The organism is Flavobacterium cryophilum, from assembly GCF_048286555.1.
Lineage (GTDB): Bacteria > Bacteroidota > Bacteroidia > Flavobacteriales > Flavobacteriaceae > Flavobacterium.
The window spans coordinates 17,981-31,820 of sequence record NZ_JBLVPZ010000015.1 but is presented as its reverse complement, the minus strand read 5'-3'; the positions used below and the strand labels follow the sequence as shown (position 1 = coordinate 31,820).

Genomic DNA, 13,840 nt, shown 5'->3' with positions numbered 1-13,840 from the left:
TGACAAAAGGCATTTCTTATAAATGAAAATTATGGAGTAGAATCTAATTAGTACCAGCGTTTTTTGTTTTGTTTGGAAACTTCTGATTTTCTCGATTTATGCGCTCCTCCACTACGATTTGAGTTTTTTTGTTGTGATGCCGGAGCCGATTCCGGACTTCCGGAATGCCAATGGTAAGGATGATCATTTACGGTTTTCACATCCACTTTTATTAGTTTCTGGATGTCTTTCCAATAAGTATGTTCGTCTTTACTGCAAAAAGAGATGGCTACACCGCCATTTCCAGCACGACCGGTTCTACCAATACGGTGAACATACGTTTCAGGAATATTAGGTAAATCAAAATTAATTACAACGGGCAATTGGTCAATATCAATTCCTCTGGCTGCAATATCAGTCGCTACGAGAACACCCACTTCTTTGTTTTTGAAAGCGTCCAAAACGCGTTGTCTTGCATTTTGTGATTTGTCACCATGAATAGCTTCTGCAGCAATATTGTTTTTTCGTAATGCTTTTACAACATTGTCAGCACCATGCTTGGTTCTTGAAAAAACCAAAACATCAGATAGATTTTCATTTTTAATTAAATGATATAGTAAATTTCTTTTTTCTGCTTTTTCAACAAAATAAACGCGTTGTTCTACATTTTCAGCAGTTGAAGATACCGGAGAGACCGTTACTGTTGCTGGATCAGTCAAAAACATTTCAGCTAACTCGCGAATAGCAATTGGCATTGTAGCGGAGAAAAATAATGTCTGTCTGTTTTTTGGCGTAAGCTTCACAATTTTTTTTACATCATTTACAAATCCCATATCAAGCATTTGATCCGCTTCGTCAAGAACTAAAGTATGCAGATGATCTAAATCGATATAACCTTGTTTATGTAAATCAAGAAGTCTTCCTGGTGTTGCCACCAAAATATCGACACCATTTTTTAAAGTATCCACTTGAGGATTTTGTGAAACGCCACCAAAAATGGTAAGTTGTGTCAGGTTTGTGTATTTTCCGTACGTATCAAAGCTTTGTCCAATTTGAACCGCTAACTCACGAGTTGGCGTAACTACTAAAGCACGAATTTGTTTGGCTTTTTTTGATGAACCGACAATTCGATGTAACTGATGTATAATTGGAATAGCAAATGCGCCAGTTTTTCCAGTTCCTGTTTGTGCGCAACCGATTAAATCTTTTCCGGATAATACAATTGGAATAGATTGTTCTTGTATTGGAGTAGGGTTAAGATAGCCTTGTTCAAATACGGCTTTTTGTATACTTTTTGAGAGCGATAAATCTTCGAATAACATATTTTTGGTATTAATTATCATGCATTAAGTACATAGATAGTGTCACAAAGATAGTATTATTATTTTTGATGATTGTTTATACGGTGCTTAGGAATAGAATTTCTGGAATTTAAATCCAGAAATTCATCCACAAAACAGATTAAATTGTATTAGATTTAATAAAATCAGTTACTAAATAACCTATAAGTTTACCTATTAAATGATTGTTTTTTTCTTCGCCTAATTCAGGTGCGCCTTCGCAAATGTGTAAGTAGGTTGCGTTTTTATTTTTTGCAAAATAGGATATAAATTGGCGTAGTTGTTCCACTGAGAAACCACTTAAAGTCATGGCACTGCAAGCAATATTAGGAATCGAATCTAAATCTATCTCTATTCCATAAAAGTCATCATTGATAAACTCTAAGGCTTGAGCCATTTCTGGATTAAAATCTTTTTCTTTTCTAATATTTATGCTGTCATAGGTAGTGTAGCGTACGCGGTCTTCTATTTTTTTAATTATATCCAAGACACTTTTGGAAGTATAGTTTTCGTGTAAACCAAAAATAAAATATTTTTTTAAAAAGCCTTCTTCAAAGGCATATGAAAACCCGTTTCCGCTATGACGTCCCTCTAAAATTCGAAAATCAGAATGGGCATCAAAGTTTATAGCATTGATAGGTTTTCCTTTAGCAAGAGCAGATCCTTTGATGTTCCCATAGGAATTATTATGTCCGCCACCAATAACTATAGGAATTTTACCCAACTTTACAATATTGAAGATAATATGAGAAACATCTTTGTCTATTTTCTCTACTAACTGACTTAATTTAGAGCGATCGTCAATATCGTTAAAATCCAAATGCTCAACTTCTTTCATTTCGACACTAACATTCAGTTGGCCTAAAACAAAAATTTGACTTCCTTTACAAAATCGATTATGCTGAATATTAGCGATACTTTTAATGGCACTGTCCCAAGCGGATGCAGCGCCAGGCCTGCCAAAGTTCGCTCGTATGCCTATATCTTCGGGAATGCCAAATAATACATATTTTGCTTCGCAAGTTTTTAGAAACTCAACAGTATCGGTGTCTTTGGGAACCGTTATCATTTTCTCCCCAAATTTTATTTCACCACTTCTATGGTTTGTAATTTTTGCCAGATCTTTGATAGTAAATGGGATAATTTTTTCCATTAAAAAAAATTTTTTTCCCAAAAATAATATAAATACATTAACTTACGTTAATACGTAGTTATATATTGTTAAATTTGTTGATTAAATTAAATTAAATTAAAAAGATGGAAAATCAAAAAAGCAGTTCAAGTCTTAAAGCGGTTATAGCAGTATTAGCTATTTTATTAGTGGGAAGTTTAGTTTATATTTTTAAAATGACTTCAGATACAGAGGTCGTTAAAACAGAATTGAAAACTACATTGACTGAGAAAGAATCAGTTATGAAAGATTTACAAGAATTAAAATCAACGTATGATGCTGCAATTGCAGAAAACACATCGATGTCAGATGAGTTAATTCTAGAAAGAGATAAAGTGGTAAACTTAATGTCTGATTTAAGTAAATCAAAAGGCGATGTAGCTTCATTATCGAAATATAGAAGTCAATTCAATGCTTTGCAAGGGAACATGAAAGTTTTAATTGCGGAGAATGACACCTTAAAAAAGGCAAATACAACTCTTACTACGCAACGTGATAGTACGGTTGTGGTTCTAGGTGAGAGTAAAAAGAATGTTGAAGCATTAACGGGCCAAAATGAAGAATTAACAAAAGCGGTTGAAATTGGTTCAAAACTGACGGTTTTAAACACAAGAGGTTCTGCTTTTAAATTAAGAAGTTCTGGTAAGCAAATTGAAACTGATAAAGCAAGCAAAGCAGATGTACTTAGAGTTAATTTTACAATAGCTGAAAATCAAATTGCGAAATCTGGAGATAAAACGTATCAAGTTCAAGTAATTGATAGTAAAAATAATGTTTTAGGGGACAAAAAAACAGAGACTTTTGGCGATAATACTTTAACATATAGTTTTTTAACTAATGTGAAATATGAAAACAAAACAATCAACGTATCTGAAGATTTGAGAGGTACCGATTTTGCGAAAGGAACGTATTATATCAATATTTTCGATGGAGAAATATTGGTTTCTAAAACAAGTTTTGTTTTAAGATAAAAAAAATATTAGAAATAATAAAAAAGAGGAACGTAACGTTCCTCTTTTTTTATGCAAAAATTTTGCCTTCGATAAATACAGTTTCAATTAGATTGCTGCCAAAAGCGTACGGTAATTGATAGTAGGAGGGAATAGGTTTAGTTAGTATAAGGTTTGCTTTTTTACCAATAGTTATGCTACCGTGGGTTTCTGAAATCCCCATTGCGTAAGCTCCATTTAATGTGGCGGCATTTATAGCTTCTTCGGGAGTCATTTTCATTTTGATACACGCAGTCGCCACTACAAAGTTCATATTTCCAGACGGAGTAGAACCAGGATTGTAATCAGTAGCAAGGGCGAGAGGAAGTCCAGCTGTTATCATTTCTCGTGCTAGTGTATACGGAATACTCAAAAAATAGGAACACGAAGGCAAAGCCACTGGCATTGTTTCGGTATTTTTTAAGGCTTCTATATCTTCTGTTGTCATAACTTCTAGATGGTCTACAGAAAGCGCATTGTATTTAATTCCAGCCTGAATTCCGCCAATGGAGTTGAATTGATTGACATGGATCTTTGGCTTTAAGCCAAATTTAATTCCAGCTTCAATAATTTGTTGAGTTTCTTCAACAGTAAAATAACCGGTTTCACAAAATACATCGATGAAATCTGCTAGTTTATGTTTTGCAATTTCAGGAAGCATTTCGTTGATGATTAAATCAATATAGCCTTTGTGATTTGTTGCGTATTCCAGTGGAAAAGCGTGAGCTCCCAAAAAAGTTGCTTTTATGGTTATTGGATAATTTTGAGCTAATCGCTGTATCACGCGAAGCATTTTTAATTCACCATCTAACGTTAATCCGTATCCCGATTTGATTTCTACAGCTCCAGTTCCTAAACGCAGGACTTCTTCCAGCCTCACTTTGGATTGTTGGTAGATTTCTTCTTCAGAAGTTTCGTTGAGTTTTTTAGCTGAATTTAAAATTCCACCTCCACGATTTGCAATTTCTTCATAGGTCATCCCATTGATTCGATCTACAAATTCCTGTTCACGATTACCGGCATAAACAATGTGAGTATGACTGTCGCACCAAGATGGTAAAACCATTTTTCCAGTTGCATCAATCGTTTTATCAACCTGTATTGGAGATAAATTCTCCATAGCGCCAAAATCAGCAATTAAGTTGTCTTTAATTAGTAAATAGGCATTTTTAATTGTTGGTAGAATTCCCATTTCAACGCCGGAAACTTTAGCGACAGTTGTTTCCCGAATCTGAAGTAATTCCTTTATATTGATGAATAATGTTGTCATTGCGTAAGATAATTACTCTGAAACTTTGATTTCAAACAGTTTATCCCAATTTTTCCCAGTTACAAAAATGGTTTTAGTTTTTGGGTTATAGGCAATTCCGTTTAAAACATCTTCGGGAGTTACATTAATTAATTTTCGTAAACCTGAAAGGTCCAAAATTCCTTCAACTGCTCCATTTGTTGGGTTTACTACAGCAATAGCGTCTTTTTGCCAAACATTAGCATAGATTTTTCCATTAATCCATTCAAGTTCATTGATAGCTTTGATTTTAGAATTCCCAGAATAAACATTGATATAATCAATCATTTTTTGAGTTTTGGGATCCATTTTCCAGATTTTTTCTGTTTTGTCTGTTTGATAGATATGTTCCCCATCATTTGTCATTCCCCAACCTTCAATATCTTTATCATATGTAAAAGTTTTTTCTAATTTCAAGGTGCTGGCATTGTAGATAAAACCTGTTTTTTCTTGCCAAGTCAATTGATACATTTTATTATTCACAAATGTAATTCCTTCTCCAAAATATTTCGAATCAAGATCAACTTGCTGGAATATTTTTCCTGTTTTGTAATCGTATTTTCTAAAATAAGAAGCTCCTTTTTGTCCTGTACTTTCGTATAAAGTATCTTTATAAAATTCCAATCCTTCAGTGAAAGACAGTGTGTCGTGCGGAAAAGTATTGACAACAGTATAATTCAATAATTTAGGTTTGATATTTGAAACTAATTCAATTCTTGTGGTAGCTTCTGAGTTTTGGCCTTCATAATACACTAAGGCTTTCAGGTTTTGATAGCCCAATTTTTGATCTTTCAATTCTAAATTTAATTTGTCAACTCCTTTTTTTGAACCAATTTTTTTATCGTTCACATAGTAAATAATGCTATCGATCGTTTTTGAATTAGAGTTTAAAATTTCCAAAGAAAGCGTTTCTTGAGGTTGGTATTGTTCCTTAAATTTTGAATTATCAAAGGTAAATAAAGAATTTTCACCTTTTTTTGTATCACCACAATTAGCCAGTAAAGTTCCTAATAAAATGATAGATAGTATGTTATAATTTTTCATAGTATAAAATTTGAATGCGCCAATATACAACGTTATTTTATAGGTGCAAAGGACTTGCAAAAATATAAAAAGGTTGTATATTTGCACCGGCAAGTCCTACACGACCAGCTCCTGCAGACTCCCCCAGGATGGGAACATAGCAAGGGTACGTGGTTGAGCGGTGCGATGTAGGTCGCTTGCCATTTTTTTTAAATCTGACTTTATTTCAGATTCTTTTCGAAATTCACACAAATATGTAGTCTTCCTTCGGGAGGATTTTTTTATTTTTGGACCTTTTGTATCATAAACATCAATAATCATGAATAAAGTAGTTCTAATTACAGGAGGTTCTTCGGGAATAGGGAAATCTATTGGGGAGTTTTTGCATCAAAAAGGTTTTGTTGTTTACGGAACCAGCAGAAATCCGGAACGAGTTTTGAATTCTGTTTTTCCACTGGTTGCTTTAGACGTTCGCGATACCAATTCGATTCATGCGGCTGTAGCCAAAGTAATTGCTATTTCTGGAAAATTAGATGTGGTAATTAACAATGCTGGTGTTGGAATTACAGGACCTTTGGAAGAAATTCCAATGCATGAAATCAAGAACAATTTTGAGATAAATTTCTTTGGACCTATTGAAGTAATGAAAGTAGTTTTGCCTCAAATGCGTTTGCAAAAATCAGGATTGATTATCAATATTACTTCTATTGCTGCCTATATGGGATTGCCGTATCGAAGCGTTTATTCCGCCTCTAAAGGTGCGCTTGAATTGATAACAGAAGGGTTGCGAATGGAAGTAAAATCCTTTGGCGTTCATATTACGAATGTGGCACCAGGTGATTTTGCGACTAATATTGCTTCGGGACGTTTTCATGCTCCAGTTATTCCAGGTTCTGTTTACGAAAATCCGTACGGGAATACATTAAAAACAATGGATGAACATGTAAATAGTGGCAGTAATCCAAATGAAATGGCAGAAGCGATATATAAAATTATACAAAATCCGAATCCTAAAATTCATTATAAAGTAGGTGTTTTTATGCAAAAATTTTCGGTTGTCTTGAAAAGAATTTTACCGGATAAAGTATATGAAAAAATGCTTATGAACCATTATAAGTTGTAATTTTGCACGAAATTTTATTGATTTTATGCTTGCATGAAATTTGAGATTAAGAAGAGAACAGCAAAAGGTTGTTCAATATTGTAGAGTGCGTGAGGTATTACTTTACTTATTTATTTTCATCGGAGTTCATTGCATTTGCAGTTGTAACGCAAAGCCCGACGCGAAGTTTTTACGAAGGGTCACGCCCAAATTATAAAACACACAATTAAATTATATAATTATGAAATTTTTTATTGACACGGCTAATTTAGCTCAAATTGAAGAAGCACAAGCATTAGGCGTTTTGGATGGTGTTACAACTAATCCAACATTAATGGCAAAAGAAGGAATTACAGGTAAAAACAGCATTTTGAAACATTATGTTGACATTTGTAATCTTGTTGATGGAGATGTAAGTGCTGAAGTAAATGCATTGGATTTTGACGGAATGGTTAAGGAAGGGGAAGAATTAGCCGATTTGCACGAGCAAATCGTGGTAAAATTACCTATGACTAAGGAAGGCGTTATGGCTGCAAAATACTTTTCGGATAAAGGTATTAAAACGAATGTAACCTTAGTATTCTCGGCTGGTCAGGCTTTAATGGCTGCTAAAGCGGGAGCTACTTATGTTTCTCCGTTTATTGGCCGTTTAGATGATATCTCTACAGACGGTTTGGCTTTGATTGAAGAAATCAGATTGATTTATGATAACTACGGCTATGAAACGCAAATTCTGGCTGCTTCAGTGCGTCACACGATGCATATTGTAAATTGTGCAAAAATCGGAGCTGATGTTATAACTGGACCATTATCTGCCATTTACGGTTTATTGAAACACCCGTTGACTGATATTGGATTGGCACAATTTGTTGCTGATTTTGAGAAAGGAAATAAATAACATTTGTATTCAGTGAGCAGTTTTTAGTCTCAGCGAAGTAAATAAAAAAACCCATTTCAAATTTGAAATGGGTTTTTTGTTGGTTTGGTTTTTTGATTAATATGATAATAAAATTAGTGACCTCCTTCGCTTTCTATATGATTAATTCCTTGTTTTTTTAATATTTTAGGACAATAAAAACCATAGAAACCTAAGTAGGCAAAACCAAGAAGCGGAACAATGTAAGAGAAATGTGTCCACGAAATACCAAATATTCCATTTGGACTAGTAAGGTCTATATCGCAAATACTTCCTTGAATCAGAGGAATTACTCCTCCTCCAAGAATCATCATAATTAAGAAAGAAGATGCTTTTCCAGTATTTTTACCTAAACCGGCAATAGCCAAATCAAAAATAGAAGGCCACATAATAGATAAGAATAATCCGCCCGAAATAATAAAGAATTTAGCTATTTCAGTATCAGTACAAACTAATCCAATTAACATCATTAGTAAGCCAGAAAGACCAAAAAGCATTAATGTTTTGCCTGCATTTTTACCACCGATAAAGCTGACTGCAATAAATATTAATATCCAAATAGGATAAATATAAAACGCAGAAACATCATGACCAGCAAATATATTAGCTCCTATAATAACTCCAAATCCTAAAGCAGGAACGATAAATTTAAGAGCAATATTGGCTATTTTCGAGGTGTTAAAAACATTGACACCACCATTCCAACGACCAATCATTAAACTTCCCCAGTACAATGCTATAAATGGTGAAATGGCATCTTCTAAAATACTGCCAAATTCGGCCGTTTTTAATAATGCAGGTAAATTACTAATTATAGTTACCTCGGTTCCAACATAAATAAAAATGGCTAACATTCCTAAGTATAGCTGTGGATAGTCTAAAATATTAAATTTCTCGTTTACATGCTTAATTGCTGTTTCTTCTTGTTTTACAGGGTTTTCAATTTTAGAAAAGTTCATAAAAATAGCTACTACAATAAAAGCAATCCCTAAAATAATAAAGGGTAATTTAATGTCTTCCAATGAAAGTGTAGTTTTTTTATCATTACCCATTCCGAACAAAGCAATTCCTAATAAGATGGCACCGATAGTTGTCCCAAAAGAATTTACACCTCCTGCCAATGTCAGTCGGTGCGCGCCTGTTGATGGACTTCCCATTTTAATAGCTAGAGGATTAGCTACAATTTGTTGAATTGAAAAACCCAAACCTACAGTAAATAGAGCGGTTAAAAAGAACGGAAAACTTTCCATTGTTGCAGCGGGTACAAATAAAAAGGAACCAATGGCTGAAATAATTAAACCTGCGGAGAGTGTTTTTTTGTATCCAAATTTTTGTAAAACATCAAGTTTTAAGGATATTAAAAAGAAAATTATTGATCCTACAAAATAAGCGGCATAAAATGCCCAGGCAACTAATTGTGATTGTACTTGTGATAAAGTAAATACTTTTTTAAATACTGGTATTAGAATGTCGTTGGCTGATCCAACAAAACCCCAAAAGAAGAAGACGATTATTAAGGAGATAAATTGTCCCCATTTAGTTTGTAAATTTTCTGAAGTCATAGTTGTAGATGGTTTGGTTTTTAATTTAGGTAATTATTTTTTTACAGTATTTGGGTAAATATATTTGTTAAGTAAACTAAAAAAAAATTATTTAGAATAAATATTGTTAGAATTATAGAATTATCACTTTTTGTTATAAAACGATGCTTTTTTTTCGAATTTTTTGCTAATTCCGGCGTCAGAATTAATTTTCCATTTTCTATAGAATACCTTTGAGCAGTAGAAAAGGCATGCTCTTTCTAGGATTAAATAAACTTCAGCATATAATTTCAAAGAATTAGATATCTGCGATTTTAATTTTTTTCCACTCTTTTAAAAAAACCTATCTTTATAAATCAGTATAAAAATATACCATATGAAAAGTGCTTTAGAAATTAAACCTGACATCAGCTATAAAAGTGCCGGTAAATTTGAGGAAACGAGATTTGAAAAAATTCATAACGAAATTTTTAAAAATTCAACGGAAGCTTCTGTAATTGTAGCGCAAGAAATTGCTCAATTGATTAAACTTAAACAAGAGGAAAATAAAACTTGTATTCTTGGTTTAGCAACCGGCTCTTCGCCAATAAAAGTATACGAAGAACTGGTTCGGATGCATAGAGAAGAAAGTCTTAGTTTTAGTAATGTAATCACTTTTAATCTGGATGAATATTATCCAATGACGAAAGAGAATCACCAAAGCTATCATTATTTCATGCACCAGCACCTTTTCAATCATATTGATATCAAACCGGAAAATGTTAATATTCCAGATGGAACAATAGCTATTGAAGAACTGAATCAATGTTGCATTGATTATGAAATGAAAATAAAAAATGCCGGTGGAATTGATTTTCAATTATTAGGAATTGGTCGTACAGGTCACGTTGGATTCAATGAACCGGGATCTCACATCAATTCGGGAAGTCGAATAATTACTTTGGATCACATTACAAGAGTAGATGCTTCATCAGATTTTAATCATATTGACAATGTTCCTAAAAGAGCAATTACCATGGGAGTTTCTACGATTCTCAGATCTAAAAGAATTGTACTGATGGCTTGGGGACAAAATAAAGCCGATATTATAAAGCGAACTATTCAAGGGGATATCAGCTCAGAAGTTCCGGCAACATTTTTGCAAAATCATACCAATGCTACCTTCGTTTTAGACCAATCGGCAGCTTCAGAATTAACCCGATTCAAAACACCCTGGTTAGTAGGAGAATGCATTTGGACACAAGAATTAAAAAGTAAAGCTATCGTTTGGCTGTGCCAAAAAACGGATCAATCCATTTTAAAACTAACTGACAGAGATTACAACAATAACGGAATGTCCGATTTATTGGCTTTAGAAGGCTCCGCTTACGATTTAAATATTAATATGTTTAATGTATTGCAGCATACCATAACGGGATGGCCCGGCGGAAAACCTAACACGGACGATACATACAGACCCGAAAGAGCTAAACCAGCTAAAAAGAGAGTAATCCTTTTCAGCCCGCATCCAGATGATGACGTGATTTCCATGGGAGGCACTTTTTCAAAATTAATAAAACAAGGACATGATGTTCATGTAGTGTATCAAACTTCAGGAAATATAGCTGTTACAGACGACGAAGCATTAAAATTTGCCGAAGTTTGCAACGATTTTGTTACTACCGATGAAACTAAAATTAATTTTAAGGAAGTTGTTGATTTTTTAAATAATAAAAAAGAAAACCAAATTGATTCTCTTGACGTTAGAAAGTTAAAAGGACTTATTAGACGCCGTGAATCCTATGCAGCCACAAGATACATTGGATTGAAAGATGAAAACATTCATTTTTTGGATATGCCTTTTTATGAAACCGGACAAGTAAAGAAAAATCCAATAGGAGAAAAAGATGTAGCTATAGTTGCGGCAATTATTGCCAAAATAAAACCGCATCAAGTTTTTGCCGCAGGAGATTTGGCAGATCCACATGGTACGCATGAAGTTTGTCTGAATGCCATTTTTGCGGCTATGAAACGATTGAAGCCTAAAAAATTTATGGATGATTGTTGGCTGTGGCTCTACAGAGGTGCTTGGCACGAATGGGATATTCATGAAATCGATATGGCAGTTCCTTTAAGTCCTGATGAAGTTTTGTTAAAAAGACATGCTATTTTATATCATCAATCTCAAAAAGACAGGGTGATGTTTCAAGGAAACGATTCTCGAGAATTTTGGGTAAGAGCTGAAGATCGTAATAAAAACACAGCAAAATTGTATGATAATTTAGGTCTAGCAGAATATCAAGCTATTGAAGCTTTCAAGCGTTTTAATTATTAAAAACTATCTTAAAAAAAGGATAAAAACTATGAAATACATCTTAATAGCACTATTGACCGCTTTTGTGGGTAATGCCCAAATACAAAAAGAGCAATTAAATCTTATGCCGTGGCCCCAAAATATAAATTTGACCGCTGGTACTTTTGCTTTAAGCAAAAATTTTAAAGTCAATATTACCGGTAACCCAAATCCTAGAATCTTTATAGGAGCAACCCGCTTTTTACGAAGATTAGACGGCAGAACAGGATTGTTTTTGGAGCAAAGTTTTGTGACAAAAGTCAATGAAAGACCAGATGCAGAATTGCAGATTAATTGTGTTCGCAACGGAAAAATAGAAATAAATGAAGATGAAAGTTATAAACTTATTGTTGCATCTAATAAAATAACAATTAATGCCACGTCTGATTTAGGTGCTTTGCATGGTATGGAGACTTTATTGCAATTACTGCAAAACAACAGTACCACGTATCATTTTCCGACAGTTGAGATTACAGATTCGCCACGATTTACCTGGAGAGGATTGATGATTGACGGGGCAAGACATTTTCAGCCCGTGGATGTAATCAAAAGAAATCTTGATGCAATGGCTTCGATGAAAATGAATGTTTTTCATTGGCACTTAGTAGATGATCAAGGTTGGAGAATAGAAATGAAAAAACATTCAAAGTTGACTGAATTGGCTTCAGATGGGAGTTACTATACGCAGGAAGAAATTAAAAATATTGTAAAATATGCTGATGAAAGAGGCATTTTAGTGATTCCAGAAATAGATATACCCGGCCATGCTTCGGCATTGCTTACCGCTTATCCTGAAGTAGGAAGTAAAGTGAGTGATGGAAAAGTCAGTTATGAAGTGCAAAGAAATTCAGGGATTTTTAATGCGACACTAGATCCTTCCAACCCACAAACATATCAATTGCTAAGCGAAATTTTTGACGAGGTTTGTCCTTTATTTCCGGGAGCATATTTTCACATTGGCGGTGATGAAAATAATGGCAAAGAGTGGAATGCAAATCCTAAAATACAGGAATTTAAGCAGAAGCATAACCTAGTTAATAATCATGATTTGCAAACCTATTTTAACATGCAGTTACTTCCAATGTTGAAAAAGCACAACAAAAAAATGATGGGTTGGGAAGAAATAATGACCGAAAACATGTCTAAAGATGCCATAATTCATGCTTGGAGAGGAACTAACGAAGGTCAAGAAGCCGGTGGTGCGTTGATCAAAGCTGCAAAAAGTGGTTACAATACTGTTTTGTCCAATGGGTATTATATTGACTTGATGCTTGGTATTGAAAGTCATTATTTGAATGATCCCATTCCAAAAAAGATAATTCTTAGTCCGGAAGAAAAAGCAAGGGTTTTAGGTGGAGAAGCGGCAATGTGGAGCGAACTGGTTACGCCATTAACTATAGATTCAAGAATTTGGCCACGAACCGCAGCTATTGCAGAGCGACTATGGTCTAATGAGGAGGTAACGGATATGAAAAGCTTACGCAAAAGGTTGAAAACAATCTCTTTTCGATTAGAAGAACTGGGAATTACGCACATTAGAAACAAAGAAGTGATTCTGAGAAACATCAGTAACAATCAAGATATAAGTGCTTTAAATGATTTTTCAAATGTTTGTGAGCCCCTTAAAAATTATAAACGTAATGGTGGAGGGAAAAAATACCGCATGCATTCTCCGTTGACTTTATTCGCGGATGCGTGTACTGCCGATGCTTTTGATGTTTTTGATTTTGATATCGCCGTAAACAATTATTTAGAAAATAAAAACCAAGAAAATCAAATTGTGGTCACTAACTTTTTAAAAAAATGGATTGATATGAATGCTGATTTAATTGCCTTAAGTGCAAATGCTCCACTGGTGCAACCACTTTTACCATTGTCTAAAAGTTTAAGTGATTTATCCCGGCAGCTTTTATTAATAATTGTCAAAAAACAAACCGTAAATCCAACGGTATTGAATGATTTATTAGAACAATGCAATACCAGAAGTCCTGCTGATGTAGAGCTAGCTGTGTACGGCAGTTTGAAAAAGTTGCTGTAAATAAAAAAATCTAAAATTGATTTTATGAATTAGCAATTTACAAATCACAACAATTTATGTCCAATTTTTTTATGTGACTTAGTATTAAATTCTAGAAATTGAAACTATTGAAAACGGATTT

The 13,840-nt window shown here is 33.9% G+C and carries 10 protein-coding genes and 1 other RNA gene; 6 read left to right on the top strand and 5 right to left on the bottom strand.

Annotated features, from left to right (window positions below; translation table 11 throughout):
- Nucleotides 1-47: 47 nt before the first annotated feature.
- Complete coding sequence (locus tag ACNQGJ_RS16235; protein WP_417971917.1) at nt 48-1,301, bottom strand: DEAD/DEAH box helicase; 1,254 nt, start codon at nt 1,299-1,301, stop codon at nt 48-50.
- Between the two features lie 139 nt (nt 1,302-1,440).
- Complete coding sequence (locus ACNQGJ_RS16230; protein ID WP_417971840.1) at nt 1,441-2,472, bottom strand: formimidoylglutamase; 1,032 nt, start codon at nt 2,470-2,472, stop codon at nt 1,441-1,443.
- A 104-nt stretch (nt 2,473-2,576) separates the two neighbouring features.
- Here ACNQGJ_RS16230 and ACNQGJ_RS16225 point away from each other — a divergent pair, with 104 nt between their 5' ends.
- Complete coding sequence (locus tag ACNQGJ_RS16225; RefSeq protein ID WP_417971838.1) at nt 2,577-3,461, top strand: hypothetical protein; 885 nt, start codon at nt 2,577-2,579, stop codon at nt 3,459-3,461.
- Nucleotides 3,462-3,510: 49 nt separating this feature from the next.
- Here ACNQGJ_RS16225 and hutI read toward each other — a convergent pair whose 3' ends face one another.
- Nucleotides 3,511-4,749 carry an imidazolonepropionase gene (gene hutI, locus ACNQGJ_RS16220; protein WP_417971836.1) on the bottom strand — a complete coding sequence of 413 codons (1,239 nt, stop codon included), beginning with the start codon at nt 4,747-4,749 and terminating at the stop codon, nt 3,511-3,513.
- 12 nt (nt 4,750-4,761) lie between these two features.
- A complete protein-coding gene (locus tag ACNQGJ_RS16215; RefSeq protein WP_417971834.1) occupies nt 4,762-5,811 on the bottom strand; it encodes a glutaminyl-peptide cyclotransferase in 1,050 nt (349 codons plus the stop codon).
- A gap of 87 nt (nt 5,812-5,898) precedes the next feature.
- On the opposite strand from ACNQGJ_RS16215, the gene ffs reads away from it, so the two are divergent.
- From ffs to fsa, 3 genes are all read left to right on the top strand, one after another.
- Nucleotides 5,899-5,996: signal recognition particle sRNA small type (gene ffs / locus ACNQGJ_RS16210), an RNA gene on the top strand.
- Nucleotides 5,997-6,109: 113 nt separating this feature from the next.
- Nucleotides 6,110-6,913 carry an SDR family oxidoreductase gene (locus ACNQGJ_RS16205; protein WP_417971832.1) on the top strand — a complete coding sequence of 268 codons (804 nt, stop codon included), beginning with the start codon at nt 6,110-6,112 and terminating at the stop codon, nt 6,911-6,913.
- 220 nt (nt 6,914-7,133) lie between these two features.
- Nucleotides 7,134-7,790 carry a fructose-6-phosphate aldolase gene (gene fsa, locus ACNQGJ_RS16200; RefSeq protein WP_417971830.1) on the top strand — a complete coding sequence of 219 codons (657 nt, stop codon included), beginning with the start codon at nt 7,134-7,136 and terminating at the stop codon, nt 7,788-7,790.
- Between the two features lie 113 nt (nt 7,791-7,903).
- On the opposite strand, the gene ACNQGJ_RS16195 is transcribed toward fsa, so the two are convergent.
- Entirely contained in the window at nt 7,904-9,370 is a 1,467-nt protein-coding gene (locus tag ACNQGJ_RS16195) for an MFS transporter (protein WP_417971828.1), read from the bottom strand.
- Nucleotides 9,371-9,725: 355 nt separating this feature from the next.
- On the opposite strand from ACNQGJ_RS16195, the gene nagB reads away from it, so the two are divergent.
- Both nagB and ACNQGJ_RS16185 read left to right on the top strand, forming a co-directional pair.
- Entirely contained in the window at nt 9,726-11,663 is a 1,938-nt protein-coding gene (gene nagB / locus ACNQGJ_RS16190; RefSeq protein WP_417971826.1) for a glucosamine-6-phosphate deaminase, read from the top strand.
- A gap of 28 nt (nt 11,664-11,691) precedes the next feature.
- Nucleotides 11,692-13,719 (top strand): beta-N-acetylhexosaminidase, encoded by a 2,028-nt coding sequence (locus tag ACNQGJ_RS16185; protein WP_417971824.1) that lies wholly within the window; start codon nt 11,692-11,694, stop codon nt 13,717-13,719.
- Nucleotides 13,720-13,840 lie beyond the last annotated feature (121 nt).